The organism is Sutcliffiella horikoshii (assembly GCF_044809035.1).
Taxonomy (GTDB): Bacteria; Bacillota; Bacilli; order Bacillales; family Bacillaceae_I; genus Sutcliffiella_A; species Sutcliffiella_A horikoshii_G.
Genome location: NZ_CP085237.1, coordinates 2,726,553 through 2,746,643, shown reverse-complemented (window position 1 = coordinate 2,746,643; position 20,091 = coordinate 2,726,553). Strand labels below are relative to the sequence as shown.

General features: G+C 36.1%; 21 protein-coding genes, 2 pseudogenes and 2 other annotated features. Of the genes and pseudogenes, 21 read left to right on the top strand and 2 right to left on the bottom strand.

Features of this window, described 5'->3' with window-relative positions:
• Window positions 1–20: 20 nt before the first annotated feature.
• On the bottom strand, window positions 21–1,457 hold the full coding sequence (locus LG307_RS14345) for a spore germination protein (RefSeq protein ID WP_404443199.1): 1,437 nt from the start codon (window positions 1,455–1,457) through the stop codon (window positions 21–23).
• Window positions 1,458–1,646: 189 nt separating this feature from the next.
• Between LG307_RS14345 and LG307_RS14340 the strand changes: the two genes are divergently transcribed.
• From LG307_RS14340 to LG307_RS14280, 13 genes and pseudogenes are all read left to right on the top strand, one after another.
• Window positions 1,647–2,498 carry an SDR family oxidoreductase gene (locus tag LG307_RS14340; RefSeq protein WP_404443196.1) on the top strand — a complete coding sequence of 284 codons (852 nt, stop codon included), beginning with the start codon at window positions 1,647–1,649 and terminating at the stop codon, window positions 2,496–2,498.
• A gap of 384 nt (window positions 2,499–2,882) precedes the next feature.
• Window positions 2,883–3,431 (top strand): annotated as a pseudogene (locus LG307_RS14335) (DUF3267 domain-containing protein).
• Between the two features lie 41 nt (window positions 3,432–3,472).
• Window positions 3,473–4,195: a hypothetical protein gene (locus LG307_RS14330; protein WP_404443193.1), complete on the top strand. Its 723-nt coding sequence runs from the start codon at window positions 3,473–3,475 to the stop codon at window positions 4,193–4,195.
• Window positions 4,196–4,513: 318 nt separating this feature from the next.
• Complete coding sequence (locus LG307_RS14325; protein WP_404443190.1) at window positions 4,514–4,978, top strand: cell division protein; 465 nt, start codon at window positions 4,514–4,516, stop codon at window positions 4,976–4,978.
• Window positions 4,979–5,058: 80 nt separating this feature from the next.
• Window positions 5,059–5,505, top strand: a complete 447-nt coding sequence (locus LG307_RS14320) for a hypothetical protein (RefSeq protein ID WP_404443188.1) — start codon at window positions 5,059–5,061, stop codon at window positions 5,503–5,505.
• Window positions 5,506–5,613: 108 nt separating this feature from the next.
• Entirely contained in the window at window positions 5,614–6,090 is a 477-nt protein-coding gene (locus LG307_RS14315) for a GNAT family N-acetyltransferase (protein ID WP_404443185.1), read from the top strand.
• 15 nt (window positions 6,091–6,105) lie between these two features.
• Window positions 6,106–6,552: an NUDIX domain-containing protein gene (locus tag LG307_RS14310; protein WP_404443182.1), complete on the top strand. Its 447-nt coding sequence runs from the start codon at window positions 6,106–6,108 to the stop codon at window positions 6,550–6,552.
• Window positions 6,553–6,593: 41 nt separating this feature from the next.
• Complete coding sequence (locus LG307_RS14305) at window positions 6,594–7,010, top strand: flavoprotein (RefSeq protein WP_404443179.1); 417 nt, start codon at window positions 6,594–6,596, stop codon at window positions 7,008–7,010.
• Between the two features lie 75 nt (window positions 7,011–7,085).
• A complete protein-coding gene (locus tag LG307_RS14300) occupies window positions 7,086–7,856 on the top strand; it encodes an alpha/beta fold hydrolase (protein ID WP_404443177.1) in 771 nt (256 codons plus the stop codon).
• Window positions 7,834–8,799, top strand: a complete 966-nt coding sequence (locus LG307_RS14295; protein ID WP_404443175.1) for a zinc-binding alcohol dehydrogenase family protein — start codon at window positions 7,834–7,836, stop codon at window positions 8,797–8,799. Before LG307_RS14300 ends, LG307_RS14295 begins: the two co-directional genes overlap by 23 nt.
• 15 nt (window positions 8,800–8,814) lie before the next feature.
• Window positions 8,815–9,276 carry a hypothetical protein gene (locus LG307_RS14290; RefSeq protein WP_404443172.1) on the top strand — a complete coding sequence of 154 codons (462 nt, stop codon included), beginning with the start codon at window positions 8,815–8,817 and terminating at the stop codon, window positions 9,274–9,276.
• 38 nt (window positions 9,277–9,314) lie between these two features.
• Window positions 9,315–9,908, top strand: coding sequence for a kinase (locus tag LG307_RS14285; RefSeq protein ID WP_404443169.1), 594 nt, complete (start codon window positions 9,315–9,317; stop codon window positions 9,906–9,908).
• Between the two features lie 129 nt (window positions 9,909–10,037).
• Window positions 10,038–11,189 carry a PstS family phosphate ABC transporter substrate-binding protein gene (locus LG307_RS14280; protein ID WP_404443166.1) on the top strand — a complete coding sequence of 384 codons (1,152 nt, stop codon included), beginning with the start codon at window positions 10,038–10,040 and terminating at the stop codon, window positions 11,187–11,189.
• A gap of 264 nt (window positions 11,190–11,453) precedes the next feature.
• Here LG307_RS14280 and mraY read toward each other — a convergent pair whose 3' ends face one another.
• A complete protein-coding gene (gene mraY, locus LG307_RS14275) occupies window positions 11,454–12,410 on the bottom strand; it encodes a phospho-N-acetylmuramoyl-pentapeptide-transferase (protein ID WP_404443163.1) in 957 nt (318 codons plus the stop codon).
• Window positions 12,411–12,561: 151 nt separating this feature from the next.
• Window positions 12,562–12,828 (top strand) — a binding site (T-box leader).
• A 216-nt stretch (window positions 12,829–13,044) separates the two neighbouring features.
• Here mraY and lysS point away from each other — a divergent pair.
• The 8 genes and pseudogenes from lysS to LG307_RS14235 form a co-directional block, all read left to right on the top strand.
• Window positions 13,045–14,367, top strand: a pseudogene (gene lysS / locus LG307_RS14270) (lysine--tRNA ligase); the annotation flags it as partial.
• 152 nt (window positions 14,368–14,519) lie between these two features.
• Window positions 14,520–14,975, top strand: coding sequence for a GNAT family N-acetyltransferase (locus LG307_RS14265; RefSeq protein ID WP_404443161.1), 456 nt, complete (start codon window positions 14,520–14,522; stop codon window positions 14,973–14,975).
• A 30-nt stretch (window positions 14,976–15,005) separates the two neighbouring features.
• Window positions 15,006–15,737, top strand: a complete 732-nt coding sequence (locus tag LG307_RS14260) for a class I SAM-dependent methyltransferase (protein WP_404443158.1) — start codon at window positions 15,006–15,008, stop codon at window positions 15,735–15,737.
• Between the two features lie 196 nt (window positions 15,738–15,933).
• Window positions 15,934–16,205, top strand: a binding site (T-box leader).
• 55 nt (window positions 16,206–16,260) lie between these two features.
• Window positions 16,261–17,898, top strand: coding sequence for a methionine--tRNA ligase (gene metG, locus LG307_RS14255; protein WP_404443155.1), 1,638 nt, complete (start codon window positions 16,261–16,263; stop codon window positions 17,896–17,898).
• A 97-nt stretch (window positions 17,899–17,995) separates the two neighbouring features.
• A complete protein-coding gene (locus LG307_RS14250) occupies window positions 17,996–18,286 on the top strand; it encodes an RNA polymerase alpha subunit C-terminal domain-containing protein (RefSeq protein ID WP_404443152.1) in 291 nt (96 codons plus the stop codon).
• Between the two features lie 112 nt (window positions 18,287–18,398).
• A complete protein-coding gene (locus LG307_RS14245; protein ID WP_404443149.1) occupies window positions 18,399–18,812 on the top strand; it encodes an RrF2 family transcriptional regulator in 414 nt (137 codons plus the stop codon).
• Window positions 18,813–18,921: 109 nt separating this feature from the next.
• Window positions 18,922–19,632, top strand: a complete 711-nt coding sequence (locus tag LG307_RS14240; RefSeq protein WP_404443147.1) for a nitroreductase family protein — start codon at window positions 18,922–18,924, stop codon at window positions 19,630–19,632.
• A 117-nt stretch (window positions 19,633–19,749) separates the two neighbouring features.
• Window positions 19,750–20,031: a YqhV family protein gene (locus LG307_RS14235; protein ID WP_404443144.1), complete on the top strand. Its 282-nt coding sequence runs from the start codon at window positions 19,750–19,752 to the stop codon at window positions 20,029–20,031.
• Window positions 20,032–20,091: the final 60 nt, after the last annotated feature.

Sequence of the window (20,091 nt, the reverse complement as noted above, 5' to 3'; positions counted from 1 at the left end):
ATCACTCACTTATTTGTTTATTATTTTAAGTCATCCTTGTTATACTTTTTGGGAGAATCTATTATTTTTCGTAAAGGGAATCGGAAGAAGGTATCTTTCAGGTCCTTGCTGTTAAAAGGAGTTAAAGGTGACAAATAGGGAACGCCAAAACTATTGATAGAGCAAAAATGATTAACAAGTACAAAAGAGCCTATTATAACACCGTAAAGACCGAATACACTTGCGAGAAAAACTAACATGTATCGAATAAGCTTAATAGCAAATGCAAAGGGATGAATAGGGATCGCGAAGTTAAATACATATGTAGCAGAGACAACTACCAGCGTTGAAAGCTGAACAAATCCTGCTTCCGCAGCAGATTGCCCTAAAATAATCGTTCCTATAATGGCAAAAGCCAATGTTATCCCTGTTGCAAGTCTTATGGAACTTTCTAAAATCACTTCGAAAATGAACATAAATAAAACCGTTTCTATTACTACAGGTAATGGGACATCAAGCCTTTGTGCAGTCAGGCTTATCAGAAGTTCACTTGGGATCAATTCCTGATGAAATAAAGTAAAAGCAATGTATAAAGGAATGAGAAATATTGTACAGAAAAATGATATGATACGAACAATTCTTGTGAATTGGAAAAACGGTTTTTCATAATAGTCATCCGGAGACTGTAGGAACTGAATAAAAACAGCTGGTGCAATCAAAACATCAGGAGAACCATCGCAAATTATGGCAACTCTGCCCTCTAACAAATTACCTGCAACTGTATCAGGTCGTTCTGAGGAAAGCATAATAGGAAAGGGGGTGACTTGATCGCTTGTCATGTGTTCCTCTAAATAAGATGCATCTATGATAGATGAAAGCTGAATAGACTGAAGCTTCTTTTTGATTTCCTCCAAAATGTCCTTGTCTACTCTATCTTCTAGATAAAGTAAATATATACTCGTATTGGTACGATTCCCCAGTTGAAAGTCTTCTATTTTTAAATCCTGATTTTTTATGATTCGTTTTATTAATGAAATATTTGTATTAGCCAGTTCAATAAAACCTATTTGGGGTCCTCTTAGCACCCTCTGAGACTGTGGAACGGTTGGAGTTCGCTCTTTCCAGTCTGCGGTGTCCGCAACCAAAAATTTTTCTTCACCGTCTATCATAATGATTGTATTTCCATCATTTAAAGCGGAAATAACCTTATTAAAATCTGACTCGCTTTTTATTTTGGCAATTTCAATAACATCGCATAGTTCTGTTACTCCTATCCCATTCTCCTTAAATGGAAGCTGAAGAATCGGCCTAATAATATGTTCTTGAAGCGCTGTAGTATCAACAATTCTGTCTATATAAGTCAACATTATCTCGTGACCCCTAAGTGAGAGAGTACGAAATACAATATCCGTATTATACTGAAATTCCTTTAAGAGAAAGTCTTTTCGTTCATTTAATGAATATCCTAACTTTTTCACATTCACCCACCATACCCATTCAAGTTTGAAAGTAGTTTATGTATTTCTAAAAAATAACATACAATTTTATTGAGCCAAATTCATTTAATCAAGTTAAAATTCGGACGCGAATTATATTTCAAGAGTTTTGGGGAAATATAATGTTTCCACTAGAAGATATGACTGACCAACTTGAAAAAGAGGGATTTGATGAAAGTATTAGTAATAGGCGCATCCGGTAATGTAGGTCAATATGTTACACAGGAACTATTGAGAAGGGGAGAACAGGTGGTTGCTGCTGGAACAAATGTTAAAAAACTGAAAGATATGTTTGGAGAAAAGGTCACTCCTGTAATGTTAGATCTTTCAGATGAAGAAACATTTAACATAGGCCTTGAGGAGGTAGATAGGGTTTTTCTAATGAGACCTCCCCACCTTGGTAAACCTGAAGACTTGTATCCTTTTATTGATGCGATGAAAGCACACAAGATAAAATTAGTATCATTTTTGTCCCTAATGGGAGTGGAGAAAAATCCAATTCCTCCACATCATAAGATTGAAAAATACATCGAACAATCTGGAATTCCTTATGCCCATGTTCGACCAGGGTTCTTTATGCAGAACATATCAGGTATTCATTCCCCTGAAATTAGAGAGTTAAATCAGATTTTTATTCCTGCTGGAAACAGTAAGACAAGTTTTATTGATGCTGAGGATATTGGGCTTGCAATAGCAAACTTATTAACCAACCCTAAGAAATATGTAAATACAGCCCACACAATTACAGGTGGAGAAGCCTTAAGTTATTATCAGGTTGCAGAAATTCTAAGTAAAGTAACCGGAAGAGCAATTACTTATGCTAAACCAGGATTTCTTAAATATAGAAAGTATTATATTCAAGAGAGAGGGCTTGATAAGGAGTATGTAAATGTTACCGTTGCTCTATATTTTATGACAAGAATGGGAACAGCGAAAGCAATAACCAATGATTTTTTTGCTTTGACAGGCAAAAAACCGAGATCTTTTGAAGAGTTCGCAATGTTAAATTTACATTGCTTTTAGCAAGGAAACCTAAGGGTTGGCACTTACCTGAAATAGGTAAAGTGTCTATTTTTTTGAAAAAAAGATTGAGATGTTCAATGTGTTTTGAAATAATTGGTATTATGTAAAAGGTTAGTAGAGTTGATGAAGTGAAATGAATAATACGTCTAACTTGAAAGGAGCTATTAAATGAATTGGTGGTATAGAATTTACTTTATAATTATTGGGATAGTGTCTTTTTTTACAGGTGAAATTGTAACTTTTATTATGTTATCGTTTATCTTTTTAAGTTTGAATAATATCCACTCAACATTGCAACAGATCTATATTCAGAATAAAGAAAAAATAATTAAGATTAAACAATGCTAATGATCATTTAATTTAATAATGCTGCGAGGAGGGTGAATGGCTATGATACTGTGGTTTCGCCACTTATCACAGGAGGGTTTAGATTCGGCAGAATGGACTCCTTTTATACAAAATATTTGGTACCGAGAACATTATATGAAGTTTGTATACCTTCTTTAGCTAATCCTTGTATTCATACCATCTATATTCAGCATAAGATTCTTAAGTATACATATTTTTGGACTCATCTTAATTGGTATCTTAGTCTTCATTCTTCATGAATGTTTACACATTTTGGTCATAAAGCAAAAAGGTGATATAAGCCTAACTTTTAGCGGTATTTTTTTTTGGATCAATACAAATGCCATCCTCTCTAAAGCTAGATTTTGGGTCTTTATGAGCTTGCCTTTTGTTGTATTATCAGTTGTGCCTGCCATTCTATCGTTCTATGTTTCAGGAGATTTGAAATTAATCTTATTATTCATAAGTTGGTTCAACACGTTGATTTCTGCCTCAGATATCATCAATTCAGTTCTCATTGCACTTAAACCAAAGAACACGCTTTTTTGCAGAGGGTATGTGAGGGTGGGGAAGGGCATTTTATAAAATGAATGGGCCACTAAATTAATAAATTTGAGGTGAATATATTGCCAAATATAGCACTCCTAACAGTTACACATGACCCAACAGGCAAAAATATTAAGCTGTTTAAAGAATTACAAAAAGAATTTGAGGACATCTATTCAGAGCTTTATGTAACTATAAGTGATGAATCGTCTAATACACTATTGGAACAAATTCAAAAAAGTAAATTTAATGTAAAAGTAATTCCTAAAAAAGGAGCAGCTGCAGCAAGAAGAGAAGCGCTCAGTTTGGGACTCACGGGGCATAGTGATTATTATCATTATTGCGACCTCGACAGACTTCTAACTTGGGGAGCATACCATATTGATGGGCTGAAATTATTGACCTCAAAACTACCGAGTTGTGACTATCTTATTTTGGGGCGTTCAGAAAGAGCCATGAAAACACATCCGGAGGAATGGATTGAAACAGAAAAAATTACAAATAAAATTTGTTCTCTTGAGTTGGGTATGAACGTTGATATAACAGCTGGTTCCTGCTTATTTTCTAGAGAAAGTGCAGAATATATAAATGACTATTCTAAAGAAAAAATGACGGATGCCGAATGGGCAATGATTGTACATAGAATCGCAAAACTAGAAATCGGTTACGCTCCTGTTGAAGGTTTAGAATACCACGAAGAAATAAACGGAATTTCGAGAAGTCTAAGTGAATCGGAAAAGTGGATGGGACGTTTAAAACTAAGTTCAATTATCAGTGAAACTGCTATTACTACAGGGAAGTAAATTCTATACAAAATAAGGGCAGTAAATGAGATTATCTTCTTTTCTTAGAAACTCTTTAAGAAAGATGAAGATTAAACAGTTGGAGTGAGTTTATGGAAAGATTTTTATTTGTCTTTGGCATTATCGTATTTTTCTTTAGTTTTATATTTTTTGTAATGAATTTTTTTTTCTGATTCTGAAAGTACCACAATGGTAGGTTCTATATTAATAATGTTAAATGCGAGTATAGCAGTGTGTGTTTCAGAGATTCTAAAAAGAATTAAAAACATAAAATAAAATTATAATGTTAGTGAGTACTTGTGAAAAGGAGAAGGTTTAATGCCTCTGATTGAGCATCAACAATTTATTAAAGCACCTATTCAAAAATGTTTTGATCTAGCAAGGAACGTAGATATCCATATTCAAACAACCTCTAAAACTAAGGAAAGAGCTGTTGGTGGAGTGACAGCAGGCTTATTAGAAAAGGGAGATACAGTCACCTGGGAAGCTACCCACTTTGGTATTAAGCAAAGGTTAACAGCTGAAGTGATATTAATGGAACCACCCTATAAATTTGTAGACATTATGGTGAAGGGAGCTTTCCAGTCCTTTGTACATACCCATCAATTTACCGAAGCGGCAGGCGGAACCATGATGATAGATAAATTTCAATATAAGTCACCATTCGGTATTATTGGCGTTGCTGCCGACAAGTTGATTTTAGAGAGATATATGAGAAAGTTCATTATTTCGCGTGCAAAGGAATTAAAAAAGATTGCTGAAAACGAAGACATTTTTGAATAGTGGTTCATAGATGGGCGGAAACACTTCTAGAATGAACTACACTTTTGTTGAAGTATAAAATGAAAATGGGGTTGGAATTTATGAAATCTATATATAAATGTTCTATTGATATCCGTTTCGAAGGCGGCGATATTAAGATTGACGTTTCAGATGGAACACAGTTGTTTAGTTTTAAATCGGGTGTAGGTTTTATTGCTATTCCACATTTCTTAATTACACTTGCACAAATTTATAGAGGAGAAGTCAACGAAGCGGAATTAGATTGTCATGGGAATTCGGATTATTATAGATTTTCTAGCGATGGTGTAATCCTTTTTATTGAACATATAACCAAATATCCCAAAGACGAAATTTATAAATATCAATTTAATTTAGTAAAGTATATAGAAGCTATTGATAACGGATTTAAGAGATATTTAAACGAACTTGAAAATCAAGGTGTATTACCCTTAAAAACCCAAGAATTTGCGCATCCCTTAGGCGATGATGTACTAAATGCATTCTATGAGTTTTCAGGACAATTGTAAATTCACTTTAATTGTCATAGTTTAATGCTTGCTCCCTAATAGGGCATTAGCCTGGAACAACATGTTTTAATCAATATTTATTGAGAGGTAGGAGATAAATATGTAAATATGGATATATCAATCCGAGAAGCTACAAAAAGTGATTACGATTCTCTATCACCCTTATTCAGGCAGGTTCATGAATTACATGTTTGTGAAAGACCGGATTTATACAAAAAGAATTCTATTCCAGTAGGTCAAGAGTTCTTTGAAAGCCAGCTAGCTGATGCGAGACAGCATATTTTTGTGGCAACCATAGGTATTGAAATTGTCGGAAGCGTTGTAATGAAGGAAGAAGAAATAATTGAAAACTCATTTGTGAATGCGAGGAAAATACTATATATAAACAGTTTATGTGTTGTCAAAACACATAGAAAGAAAGGTATCGGAAAAAGTCTTTTACAATATGTGTTTGATTTTGGGAAAAGCTTGAAAGTTGAGAGTGTTGAATTGGGAGTATCAGAAAAGAATCCTTCTGCAATTAGATTCTATGAATCAATTGGTATGGCTACAAAGAGTAGAAAAATGGAGATATTATTGAATTAACCTGGAGGAATCTATTTGAATCTAACAAAGAATAATGGAAGAGAATTTGTAGATTTCATTAGGATGTCTGAGAAGGATATGGTTAATTATCTGCCATTAGCTGGTTCATTTGCGGTTATTAAATGTGAGGGTAAATATTTAATGTGTTACAACGTATGGCGGGAACAATGGGAATTACCGGCTGGACGTAGAGAAGGAAGGGAAACTCCAAAGGAATGTGCGATTAGAGAGCTGTTTGAGGAAACTGGTCAAATGGTAAGTGATCTAACATTTAAAGGGCTATTAAAATCTCAAAAAGCAATTAGTGGAGAATTTAAATTCAATCCAGTTTATTTTTCGGAAATGAAAAAGCTACAACCATTTATAGAAAATGGAGAAACCTCAGAAATAAGGCTTTGGGACTTAAAAGAAAAATTAGGCTACTTTGATTCTGTGGATATCAGGATATTTGATTATATTTAGAACAAATGATAGTGAATATTAAAATGGGAGGGATTTTAATTATGGATAATACATTTAGAAAGTTCCTAGATATATATTTAGATGCTTGGCGTTCTTCCTCTTTAGATAGGATGAGGGAGTTAATATCAAAGGATTATAAAGCCAGAGAGATTAAAGATGGAGACATTATTGATTTTGGATTTGAAGAGTCGATAATTGGTTGGGAACAAGGATTCCTTTTTGCTAAGGAAAATAATGCAGAGTGGGAACTAAATGAGATTTCTATTATCCCTTTGAGGACAGACGAAATAATGGTAATTATATCTGCAACTATGACTTTTAAAGGTAAAAGTATAAATTCTGCACACTTATTTTTCCAAACCTTTAGGAAAGAAAGCTTTGAAAATTGGAAACTTATAAGAAGTTATATAGAAGCAGGGATTTCATTAGATAACATAAGGAAAATACAATTGACCTAGGGAGAGAGAGGGCAAACCTTATTTGCTGAAACTTCAGCTAGTAGAATTACTTCTATATTACAAAGGGGAGATATTATGTCTGTGAAGGATTGTTACACTTTAAACAAAGATATATCCATTCATTATCTTGAATCAACTGATTATTCTCCTGACCTGACGCCATTAGTATATGTTCCTGGAGCTTTAGGTTTTGCTGAACATTTTGAGAATGAAATGAGAATTCTATCACCTAGACATTGTTTATCACTCAGTCTCAGGGGTAACGGGAAAAGTGATGCTCCCCTTGAAGGTTACAGCTTGGAAGATCACGTTTCAGATATCGAAGCAGTGATAAATGAAAGTCATCTTAAAGGCTATTGTTTGATGGCGTATTCAATGGGTGTACCATACGCAATTAAACATGCCTCTAATTCTCCTAAACATATCAAAGGAATAATTATATGCGATTATCCAGCTAAGTATCCTTCTATTCCGGAGTCTTGGGTTGATACGGTTTTATCAAAGGGATTTATGAAGGAAGATCGTCGACACGTCGTTAGAGGCATCCAAAGAGACTCAAAAGAGGTTGGATTATGGGAGGATCTTCAGCGGATAAAGTGTCCGGTTCTAGTTATAAAGGGTGGGACAAACAACTCCTTATTAAAAGAGAATGCTACGGAAAAATACATAAATTATTTGAGTAATGTGAACGTGGTTGAGTTCTCAGATTCAGGTCACGAATTATGGAAACCAGATTATAACAGATTCATTAAAACTGTCACTGAATTTTTAGAGGAGTTGGATCAGCTGCAACGCAAATTAAATTTAAAGGGGAGAGTAATAGATGAAAGCAGTCATTCAAAATGAATTCGGTGATGCAGATGTTCTCATGTATACTGAGGTCGAAATACCAAAAATTCGTGAAAAAGAAGTTTTAATAAAAGCAGAATATACGAGTGTAAATTATGGAGATATAAAAAAACGCATAGGGAATAAGGGGAAAGGTAAGTTTCCATTCACACTTGGATTGGACGTTGCTGGAACGATTGAAGAAGTTACGGATGATTCACTATTCTCAGTTGGGGATCGGGTAATAGCATTCCCAAAAGGTGGTTCATATGCAGAGTATGTTGTAGCAAATGAACAATTGGTTTTTAGAATCCCAGACAGTCTTTCTTTCAAGCAAGCTGCAACAGCACCAACCGTATCTATTTTAGCCTATCTACTAATTCATGAAATTGGACAAGTAGGAACAACTGATACCATCGTGATACATAGTGCTGCAGGCGGGGTAGGGTCCATGCTAGTACAATTAGCCAAGCTAGCTGGTGTAAAGAAAATTATCGGAACAGTTGGAAATCTTAATAAAGAAGGTTACGTGAAAAATCTAGGTGCAGACGTTGTGTGTACCTATGAAACGTTTGTAGAGGAAGTTTTAAAGTTAACCAGTAATTTAGGAGCTAATGTCATCTTTGATTCAGTTGCTGGTGAGGTTACAAGTAAGAGCCTAGAGTGTTTAGCCTTATATGGCACTCTTGTTCAATTTGGGAATAGTAGTGGCAAACCAGGAAGCTTTAAAACAAGTGATGTTCATAGCAGTTGTAGAAACATCAAAGGGTTTAGCTTAGGTACAACGAGAAAACATGATCCGGAAAGATTAGCTGATGTAGCAGAGAAAGTCTTAGAATTTTTTGCTTCAGAAAAGATTACGCTTCCTATTGCCCAGGTGTTTGATTTAAAGGATGCAGCTCAAGCACACAAACTAATCGAGAGTCGCAACTATGAAGGAAAGATTTTAATTAAGATGTAGAGAGGGGGGCACTACTTGAAAGTTTTGTTCCTGTGTACGGATAACTTCACAAGAAGTGTTACAGCTGAATTTTGTATGAAGCATTTTTTAAAACAAAACAATATAACCAATATTGACGTTGCATCAGCAGGCTTTAAAGCAGATAGCGATTTGAGTGCGTTTTCCTCTATTCATTTTGATAGGATGAGACAATTAAACATTAGTACGGATGGATTTAATAGAACGCAATTTAATCGGAGATTTATAGATGAGTTTGATGTAATTATCGGAATGGGAAAAGAACATAAGAATTACATACAGCAAGAATATAATGAGAAGATTTATCTCTTTAATGAGATATATAAAGATGATGAAAGCTCTATAACTGTGCCTCCTCCGGATAAGGATGGAGTTTATTTGGTGAAGATATCTGAGATGGTTGATTATATTAACGAAGCAATCCCGCAGTTAGTAAGAAATCTACATTATAGGAAGTAAAATGATATACAAAACATATAGTATCGGAAAGGGTAACCATGTTGATTTATGATTATGATATTTCAAACCTAATCTCATTAGCTAAATCTGACCAAAGATACATATTAGCAATTGATGGACTAAGTCGTTCTGGAAAAACAACCTTTGTAGAACATTTAAGTAAACACTTAAAAAAAGAAGATACTGAATTCTTTATCTTTCATATTGATGATTACATCGTTAATAGAAGTCAACGTTATAATACGGGATTTGAAGAGTGGTATGAGTATTTCTATCTCCAGTGGGATGTTGAATGGTTAAGAAACAACTTCTTTGAAAAACATAGAGACTGTAATCATGTTGAATTACCATACTATAATAATGCAACTGACTGCTATGAAACTAGAACAATAAAGTTACCGAAAGTCGGGTTATTTATTATTGAAGGTGTTTTTCTTCAACGTCATGAATGGAAAGACTGTTATAACCAGATTTTATTTTTGGATTGTCCTCGTGAAAAAAGATTCGCGAGTGAATCAGAAGCAACAAAACTTAATCGGGAAAAATTTAAAAAGAGATATTGGAAGGCTGAAGAATATTACACGAATACCTTTAGCCCATTAAATAATGCGGACATCATTATCAAGACATAAACCATGCCTGTTGAATTAAATATAAATAATTCAGGTAATATTCTAAATAATATGGATACTTTTACTGTTTTAGTGTAAAATTACCCTAAAGGGGAGTTTAACTAAAACATTTTTACAAAGGGGAAAACTATGAGAGTTCTTGGATCGCTTATCATGTCAATTGCTATTTTATATTTTGGGTTTTATGGAACAATCATTTTATTAATCTCCACTGGCAAGGATCTATATGGCCTTGTATCAGCTGCATTTGTGCTCACACTGCTCATTTTCGTAAATTTAGGGGTGTGGGGACAGTTTGTTAAAAAGGCCGTGAAGTACACGTTTATATGCTCAATTAGTATATTTGTGCTTTTTGCCACAGTGGAAGGCGGGAGAGCTTGGTATCAACATTCTCTGAAAATTATGAGTACCCAGGATGTTGATTTAACCCAATATGAGCCATTCCAAAATAATGATCGTGTTGCCGATTTGGGTAAAGAAGCATCCATGCAGCTAGAGAAACCTCTTTTAAAGCTAGATGGTTCAACAGCATTATACCCTGTGTTTGCTTCCTTCGCTCAGGCAGTTTATCCTAAAGACACGTATGATTCTACTATGAGTGAAGTGCAATCCACCCAGACCTCAGGTGCTTGGGCAGGTCTCCTTAAAGAAGAAAGAGAGCTGATTTTTGTTCCAGAGCCACCAAGCTCTATCCAGTCTCAAGCAATGGCAAGAGAAGTCGAGCTGGTGTTAACACCGGTTGGAAAAGAAGCATTTGTTTTTTTTGTACATAAAGATAATCCTGTTACTAATCTTACTGTGGAGGATATTCAAAACATCTACTCCGGTGAAGTCACGAATTGGGAAGAACTTGGAGGAAACGATGAGCCAATCCTAGCGTTTCAGCGACCAGAAGACAGTGGCAGTCAGCAGATGCTTAGAAAAGTAATGGGAACCAAACGATTAATGGACCCGCCAAGTGACCAGCGAGTATCTGGTATGGGGGGAATCATTGAAGAAACCTTAGACTATGAAAATAGGAAAAATGCCATTGGTTTCTCGTTCCGTTTTTTCTCGGAAACGATGGTGCAAAACAATAAAATTAAGCACTTAAAGGTGGAGGGAGTGGCACCTTCCATCGAATCTATACAAAAGGATACCTACCCGTTTGTCAGTCCGTTTTATGCCGTGCATCTTTCCAGTGCAACAAATCCTAATCTTGAATCATTTTTAGAATGGATCAAATCGGAAGAAGGCCAATTGCTTGTAGAAAAGTCGGGGTATGTTCCATATCATAAGTAATTTGAGTGGGTAAAAGAATCCAGCCGCAAAGAAGGCTGGATTTATTTTTTTGCCTAATGGAAGAACCCCTGCAAGTACACCTTTTTATACTACTAAAAAGGAGTTCGCTGACCAGTATGGAAATCCTCATCATTTATGTGATCATCGGGGTATTGCTTGGTGCTTTCATTTACCTTGTGGCAGACTTTTGCCCTTGGTATTTCTGCGTTGCATTGTGCATTGCCTGGTTACCTCTCATCATCATCGGAATAATTATAAGTTCATTTATGGATATAGAAGAAATCTCCAATAAGCTAAACAAATAAAAACGCAAATCCAAGAAATAAATCCAAATACCGTGACAATAGTCGTTTCGGACCAGCCATATTTTAAGCCGAAATGATAGTGAATTGGTGTCATTCTGAAGATGCGTTTATGCGTAAGTTTAAATGAGGAAACCTGTAAAATAACAGACAGTTGCTCGGCAAAATATATAAAGAACAAAATCGGAATTAGAATTTCGACCTTCTCGAGGACGGCAAGAAAGGATAGAGATCCACCTATAGCTAATGATCCCGTATCACCCATAAATGCCTTTGCAGGGTATATATTATAGATGAGAAAGCCAAGTAAACAACCAATCATAACTAAACTAAAAAGTTGCACCTCTGTTTTATCTGAAATCACAAAAAAGAAAAAGTATGTAGGGATCGCTACAACTCCTAAAAGACCGTCTAATCCATCCGTGAAATTAATGGCATTTGCAGATCCTACGACGAATAAGGTAATGACAATGACATATAACACCATTGGAAAATCCAAGGTAATGTCTTTGAAAATATTAATTTCGGTGTCTATGCCTAATTCGACAATGACGTAATAAAGTAATGTACCTGTGAACAAAAATTGAAGAATAAGTTTAGTCTTGCCTGATACTCCCCCTGGATCTTGACGCGAAGCCTTCCAAAAATCGTCCAAAAACCCAATAAAACTAAAAAGAATATAAGTTATACCCAAGAAGTACATCAAAGGAGTAGGCGAAAAAAGAATCGATAGTATAATCCCAACAAACAGAATAATACCAAACATTAACGGAGTACCTTTCTTTAATTGATGATCGGAAGGTAGTTCTTTTCTTATTGGTTGAATCAATTTAAGTTTCCTCAAGGCGGCGATAAATAGCGGGGATAAAATGGCAACAACTATAAAAGCAATTAGCGCTGGAATTATTTGATCAATCACTCTTCCATTACTCCTTTTTTCTTCGTCATCTCTAATAAATTCTAAAGAACTTAATCATTTCCTCTATTTCAATCAAAATAGTGTAATAATTTAGTGGTAGGACATTGCCTAAAAGATTTATTTGTGCTAATATTCTAAAAAACATACGGAATATACGGCTGTGAAGAGAAGAGTAATTAAGATATATGATTTCCAGAGAGCTTCGGTAGGTGAGAAGAAGCAATAATGATCTTAATGAAAAAAGCCTCGGAGCCTTTGCACGGATCTAAGATTTCTTAGTGATACTGCGACGGGATCTCCCGTTATAGAGATAGGGTATAATTCTTTGCTGAAAACTGAAGTACCCGAAGAGGTTGATATGGCAACATGTCAGCAAACTGGGGTGGTACCACGAAGTTAACAAACTCTCGTCCTCAAGATGAATAATCTTGGGGGTGGGAGTTTTTTTGTTTTTTAGAAAACTAGTATAGGCTACAAAAATAAAATGGGAGTTGATAAAAAATGAGTCAAGAACAAACAGCCCTTAGAATGGAAAAATTAGGCTTTAAAGTCACAGGGGGTTACAGTATATCCTGACAAGTACCAGACAAATTACGAGCTATACGAAGCGTCTTCACTTGAGGATGGGACATCTGGGGTTCGGGTAGCTGGAAGAATCATGGGGATCCGTCAGTTTAGTAAATTCAGTTTCATCACCATTTCCAACATACAAGGTAAGTTGCAACTTCTTCTGAAAAAAGACGAGGTTGGGGAGCAGGCGATGAGTGATTTCCTAAACTATTTCGATATAGGTGATTTCATTGGTGTAGAAGGAAAGATGTATTCCACGAAAACAAATGAAAAAACGCTTCGTATCGAAAACTACGTGCTGCTCGGGAAAGCGTTACACACACTACCGGAAAAATGGCATGGTTTAACGAATACTGATACACGTTATAGACAACGATATATTGATTTGATGATGACAAAAGAAACCCAAAACCGTATGTTGATGCGAACAAAATTAGTGCGTGCCGTTCGTAGATTTTTAGAAGAAAAAGATTTCTTGGAGGTGGAAACACCTGTATTGCAACATACTTCCTCTGGTGCTTTAGCACGCCCGTTTAAAACGTATCATAACTCGCTGGATATGGAACTGAATCTACGTATTGCTCCAGAGACTTATTTAAAAAGGCTAATAGTAGGGGGCTTTACAAAAGTATTCGAATTTGCCAAATGCTTTAGAAATGAAGGAATCAGCCCTCAACATCTCCAAGAGTTCACCATGGTGGAAGGCTATGCAGCATATTGGAACTATGAAGATACGATGCAACTCATGCGGGAAATGGTTGTCTATGTTCTTAAGCAAACATTTGATTCAACAGTTATTAGTATAAAAGGACAATCCATTGATTTTTCATTGGAATGGAACGTAGTGTCGTTTAGAGAATTAATTTTAAAGGATACAGGCATTGATATTGATTTGTATCCAGATGTGAAAAGCTTATATGAAGAAACAAAACGAAGGAATATTTATTTAGAAGGAGAGGATATTAAAACTTTAGGGAAAGGGAAATTTATTGACCTTCTATACAAAAAAGTGTGTCGTCCACAATTAATCGAACCAACATTTCTAGTTAACCACCCAATAGATTTATCACCATTAGCCAGAGCAAATGATGACAACCAAGCAATAACAGATCGTTTTCAGTTAGTAGTAAATGGTGCTGAAATCATCAATGCCTATTCGGAATTAGTCGACCCTGTTGAACAGAGGAAACGATTAGAGGCCCAAGCCATGTTGAAAAGTGGCGGTGATACGGAAGCCATGGAAATGGATGAAGATTACTTATTGGCGATGGAGTATGGGATGCCGCCAATTTCCGGCTGGGGGTTTGGGATTGAGCGATTATTAATGGTATTAACCGATTGTGAAACGATTAAGGACTGTGTTTTATTTCCGTTAACTAGAAAATAAATTATACCTGTGGAAGCTTATCCGAATAAGGGGAAGCTTTTTTTATGAAATTTATATTGTGTATAGATTCAGAATTTGAAATAATTGGTATCAAGAAGTAAGCCAGGGGAATCGTTAATTGTTTATAAGTTTTTTGTTGAAGGGGGATAAATATGTACCAATTTTTCAATGGTTTAGTAATAAGAGAAGGAACAGAAGGCGTTCCTGCTGAATATGTGGAAGCTTTGTTTGAAGATGCAGGTTGGGCGAGGAATACACCGTCTTGGCAAAAAGAGAAGTTCTCGCTTATTTTCAAAAATTCAACTTGGGCATTTACAGTCTGGGATCAGAACAAGATGATTGGGATGGTTAGAGTAATCTCAGACCAAATAATGGTTGCTAACATAGTGGATTTAGTTGTTTTATCCGAATATCGCGGGAAAGGTATCGGGAAGAAAATAGTAGAACTGTGTGTTCAAAAACTTCCTCACGGTGATTGGTTTGCCCATACCTCTGCTAATAATTTCCGTTTCTATGAGAAGTGCAGTTTTGAGGTGAAAGACTTAGCCAAGAATGGGACTTGTGCGTATTATGGATATATTCAAGCGAGGAAAGATGGGCATAGGTAGAGATTGTTATTGAAAAAGGGAGATGTTTTAATGGAATTCAGAGGAGCTAGTGTTTACGATCAGGCGGATTTTTTTACAAATTATATGAAAAGAAGAAATAGAGAAGACAGTCCCAATAATGCAATTGAAGGTCCCATTATGAACGAGCTAGTAGGGGACATTCAAAACAAGACCATTTTAGATTTAGGGTGTGGGGATGCCTCGTTTGGAAAAGAACTATTACACCTAGGTGCAGGTCACTACACTGGAGTCGAAGGTTCTGAACAAATGATAGAAGCAGCTCGCTCTAACTTACTTGAACTGGATGCCACTATACATAATGAAACAATGGAATCGTATGATTTTCCTAGCGAGTCTTATGATCTCGTAACCTCTCGTTTCGCTATTCATTACGTATCAGACATTGACCGCCTGTTTCAAAATGTTTATCAAACCCTGAAAGAGGATGGGAGATTTGTATTCAGCATTCAACATCCGCTTACAACTTCATCTTTTGCCAGTAAGGAAGCTGGAGATAAGCGTGGGAGTTGGATTGTGGATGATTACTTCCGTGATGGTGAAAGGAAAGAGCCTTGGATTAATCAAGTGGTGGTTAAGTATCATCGCACAATCGAACAATATTTCACAGCACTTAGACAAGCTGGTTTTACTGTTCAAGATTTACGCGAAGGAACACCAAAACGAGAACATTTTGCTAGTGAAGAAGAATTTGTTAGAAGGCAGCGGATACCAGTAGTTTTGGCGTTTGCTTGTGGGAAATAAGGTGGAACGCAAGTCTAAAATTTAGCTATAATGGATAAAGTTGATGTAAACATGGATATATCTTTTTTATAATGGATAAATTGTTTTTACAATTGATATAAGTGTCTTTACGATGGATATAATTATTTTACAATGGATATCCGAAAATATCTTTTACAATTCTGTCCTGTGTGTCATAATAAGGAAAAAATAAATATGAAACGCTATGATAAGGAAAGTAAATCAGCCTTCATTTTCTTACAGAGAGCTTCGGTAGCTGAAAAGAAGCAGAGAATAGTTGATTGAAAATGGCCTTGGAGCAGCAAAGACGACTTTCTAATGTAGAAATAGACTTTGACGAGATTTGGCACTCGTTACAAATGTCAGAGTATAAGAGTGAGCCTTTCTTTCACTCCGTACTTATGGAGGCTAGTAATGCGAATTACTAGTAAATTAAGGTGGTAACACGAGATAAACCTCGTCCTTAGACAATTATTTTGTCTATGGGCGGGGTTTTTTTATTTATGTTTAGGAGGATAAGAAGATGACTATTTTTATTGGTGGCGCATGGCCTTATGCAAATGGTTCCTTACACCTAGGGCATGTGGCAGCATTATTACCTGGAGATATTTTAGCAAGGTATTACCGACAAAGAGGAGAAAAGGTTTTATATGTTTCAGGAAGTGACTGCAATGGGACGCCGATTTCCATAAGAGCCAATCATGAAAATACTACAACGGAAGCAATAGCCAATCGCTATCATCAAGAATTTTCGGAGAGTTTCCGAAAGCTAGGTTTTACCTATGATTTGTATACACGAACAGATGCAGAACACCATCATAAATCCGTTCAAGCAATATTTTCACAGCTTCTAGAAAATGGTTACCTATACAAGAATTCGATTGAGCAGGCCTTTTGTGAGACAGATCAACAATTTCTACCAGATCGTTTTGTTGAAGGGTTATGTCCAAATTGCGGCGCGAAAGCACGAGGAGATCAATGTGATCATTGTTCTACCATTCTAGATCCACTGGATTTATTAGAAAAGAGATGCAAGATATGTGGGAACCAGCCTTCTATAAAAGAAACCGAGCATTTTTATTTTTCCCTTAGTAAGTTCCAGAAACGTTTGGAAGCTTTAGTGGAAGATGCTAAAAAAGAAAATAGATGGCGAGAGAATGCGAGTAGCCTCACACAAAGATATCTAAATGATGGTGTGCCAGATCGAGCAGCTACTCGCGATTTACCTAATGGGGTTGAGGTTCCGATAGCAGGTTTTGAAGGGAAGAAAATATATGTGTGGATTGAAGCGGTGGCAGGCTATTTGACAGCCAGTAATGAATGGGCAAGACAACACAATGAAAAGATAGAAGACTTTTGGAATAAAGAGACCACTTCCTATTATATTCATGGAAAAGACAACATCCCTTTTCATTCGATCATTTGGCCTTCCATCTTAATGGGTATTGATCATCCAGCTCTACCAACACACATCATCTCCAATGAGTATTTAACACTTGAAAAACGAAAGATATCGACAAGCCAAAACTGGGCTGTTTGGGTTCCAGATATGTTGGAAAGATACAATGCAGACTCTATCCGCTATTTTCTAACGATTAATGCTCCTGAAAATAGAGACACTGACTTCTCATGGCGCGAATTTATCTACAGTCATAACAGCGAATTGCTAGGAGCATATGGAAACTTTGTTAATCGAACATTGAAGTTTATCGAGAAATCTTACGCAGGAACATCGCCAATAGGGAAGATTGATTCAGGAATCAAGGTTAAGGTGGGGGGACTATATAGTGAAGTTGGCACGTTAATTAAAACGGGTCAATTTAAAAAATCCTTAGAGCAAGTTTTTGAATTCGTGCGGTATGCCAATAAATACTTTGATGAGCAAAAGCCTTGGATTCAAATTAAAGAAGACAAAGCTTCTTGTGATAAGACAATGGCTAATTGTGTCTACATCATTGCAAACCTCATTCAGTTGTTAAATCCTTTTCTACCTTTATCCAGTGAAAAAGTTAAAGTGATGATGGGATTGCAAAAACTTAGATGGGAAGAAATAGAAGTTATATCTGTCAATCTGCAAGGTATAAAACCACTTTTTGAAAGAATTGATGTGAAGAGAATAGACGAAGAGTTGGAGAGATTAACGAACGAAGCATTATTATAATCAATTTTCCTTTAGCTCTTGGCACTTACAAATCCCCTTATCCCGAGAAAAATCTATGTTATATTAGGTACACCATAATCATTAGGAGTGGTCAATAATGAAAACAGAAAGAAGCTTAAGAGTTTGTGAAAACGGCCATGAGTATTACAAAAGTAGTGATTGTCCAAGTTGTCCTACTTGCGATAAAGAGAACAAACCAGATAATGGCTTTCTGACGAAACTAAGTTCACCTGCTAGAAGAGCCTTAATACACGAAGGGATTGATTGTTTACAAAAGCTCTCTAAGTACACGGAGAAAGAAATTCTGAAAATGCATGGTATTGGACCAGCTTCCTTACCAATTATGAGAACTTCATTAGAAGACGTGGGCTTATCATTTAAAGAGTAACAATTCAATTTTTTCATGTCGCTCGTCACCAACCTACCCACAAAGCTTCCTAAACACTTTGACTTTTTATGGGAGATGTTTCAGAATGAAGGGTAGATGAAGAGGTGAAACAATGGCTGAAAAGGTAACGAGTACAAAGTGGTTTAGTATGGCGATTCAGGCACTTGTGGTGCTTGCTAATAATGAAGGCCTATGTCCGAGCGGAAAATTGGCTGAGAAACTTGATTCTAAATCTGAATTTTTAAGAAAGATATTAAGGCATCTGGTCAAAACTGAATTGATACAAGCGAAAGAAGGCCGGGATGGTGGCTATTTTCTTGTAAAGGACCCTAGTGAAATCAAATTGTCCGAAGTATATGATGCAATGAAAGCAGAAACGTTTCCTAAAGGGTTTTTTAATGTAGAAAGTAAAGAATGTTTTGCTCCCACTACGCGCGAATCCCTCTGTAAACTGCGTGATGAAATGGAAGGCTGGGTTGTAACGGGATTAGAACAAAAGACGATAGCTGATTTAATGAAAAAGTGAAACATTGCTGTTTCGCTTTTTTATTTTGTCATGATTAACTGTAGTTGACAAAGGAACAGTTAAAGACCTATACTGTTCTTGTATAAAATACAGTTAAAGGGGAATGAATATGTCTAAAAACACGATGAGTAAAGAAGAATATTTAAATAAAGTAAAAGAAATAGACACTACGAAAGAGGCTCCAAAGCAGTTAGAGGATACAGATTTTCTGACTGTTGCCAAAGAACGCCGCTCTGTACGTCAATATGATCCTGAATTCAAAATGGATAAAAGTGAAATACTGGAGATTTTAGAAACAGCTACTCTTGCTCCATCATCTAGTAATCTACAACCTTGGAGATTTCTAGTTATTGAAGATCAAAAAGAAAAAGAGCGTTTATTGCCAATCGCTAATAACCAGCAACAAATTGTCGATGCTTCCGTGGTCATCGCTGTACTTGGAGACAGAGAAGCATACAAGAATGCCGATCGTATTTATAGTGCAATTGCTGAAAAGGGAAGAATGCCGGAAGACGTGAAAGACATGTACGTTAACAGCATTTTGGATGGTTACGGATCTTTTCCAAAAGAACGCTTAGCGAAAATTGCTCACATAGATGGTGGTCTTGTCGCTATGCAGTTAATGCTGGCAGCTAAAGCAAAAGGCTATGATACCGTTCCGATGGGCGGATACGATGAAACAAAATTCATAAAAGAATTCAATGTACCAGAAAACTACGAGGCTATCATGTTAATCTCCCTAGGCAAGGGCGCGAAAGCAGGTTTTGAAAAAACTCGTCTTCCACTTGATGAGCTTATAAATTGGAATAAATTTGAATAATAAGAGTGCGCATTCTCTATGGAGGATGCGTTTTTTTTACTTCTTCTTTTAATCTTCCCAGCATAGGTTGTACAAGGTGCTCTAGTTGTGTAGTTGCAAGAGGGAGGACGAATTCTATTGAAAAAATTATTCAGTCACTTTGATCCATCTGTTCTATCCATGGCAGGGATTCGAATCTTTTCCGGATTATTAGAAATTACTGCTGCCATTATCATGCTCAGCTTAAATGATGTGAAAAAAGCTGTTGTCGTGAACTCGATGTTAGCGGTAGTGGGACCGATCATTTTTATATCCACCATGATGATTGGTCTGATTAGCATGGCAGACGAGATTTCGTTTTCTAAAATGATATATATTGCCATTGGATTGGGATTTATCTTATTTGGCATCTATAAATGAGAAATTGTATTCCGTTGTTATATATTGTCCAAGGGCGCATACATTGTAAGTAACAATAGG

What these genes read in the sequence shown, in the direction of transcription:
- LG307_RS14340 (WP_404443196.1), top strand. Translation starts at nt 1,647, where the DNA reads ATGAAAGTATTAGTAATAGGCGCATCCGGTAATGTAGGTCAATATGTT.
- LG307_RS14325 (WP_404443190.1), top strand. Translation starts at nt 4,514, where the DNA reads ATGCCTCTGATTGAGCATCAACAATTTATTAAAGCACCTATTCAAAAA.
- LG307_RS14320 (WP_404443188.1), top strand. Translation starts at nt 5,059, where the DNA reads ATGAAATCTATATATAAATGTTCTATTGATATCCGTTTCGAAGGCGGC.
- LG307_RS14315 (WP_404443185.1), top strand. Translation starts at nt 5,614, where the DNA reads ATGGATATATCAATCCGAGAAGCTACAAAAAGTGATTACGATTCTCTA.
- LG307_RS14305 (WP_404443179.1), top strand. Translation starts at nt 6,594, where the DNA reads ATGGATAATACATTTAGAAAGTTCCTAGATATATATTTAGATGCTTGG.
- LG307_RS14300 (WP_404443177.1), top strand. Translation starts at nt 7,086, where the DNA reads ATGTCTGTGAAGGATTGTTACACTTTAAACAAAGATATATCCATTCAT.
- LG307_RS14295 (WP_404443175.1), top strand. Translation starts at nt 7,834, where the DNA reads ATGAAAGCAGTCATTCAAAATGAATTCGGTGATGCAGATGTTCTCATG.
- LG307_RS14285 (WP_404443169.1), top strand. Translation starts at nt 9,315, where the DNA reads ATGTTGATTTATGATTATGATATTTCAAACCTAATCTCATTAGCTAAA.
- LG307_RS14280 (WP_404443166.1), top strand. Translation starts at nt 10,038, where the DNA reads ATGAGAGTTCTTGGATCGCTTATCATGTCAATTGCTATTTTATATTTT.
- LG307_RS14265 (WP_404443161.1), top strand. Translation starts at nt 14,520, where the DNA reads ATGTACCAATTTTTCAATGGTTTAGTAATAAGAGAAGGAACAGAAGGC.
- LG307_RS14260 (WP_404443158.1), top strand. Translation starts at nt 15,006, where the DNA reads ATGGAATTCAGAGGAGCTAGTGTTTACGATCAGGCGGATTTTTTTACA.
- metG (WP_404443155.1), top strand. Translation starts at nt 16,261, where the DNA reads ATGACTATTTTTATTGGTGGCGCATGGCCTTATGCAAATGGTTCCTTA.
- LG307_RS14250 (WP_404443152.1), top strand. Translation starts at nt 17,996, where the DNA reads ATGAAAACAGAAAGAAGCTTAAGAGTTTGTGAAAACGGCCATGAGTAT.
- LG307_RS14245 (WP_404443149.1), top strand. Translation starts at nt 18,399, where the DNA reads ATGGCTGAAAAGGTAACGAGTACAAAGTGGTTTAGTATGGCGATTCAG.
- LG307_RS14240 (WP_404443147.1), top strand. Translation starts at nt 18,922, where the DNA reads ATGTCTAAAAACACGATGAGTAAAGAAGAATATTTAAATAAAGTAAAA.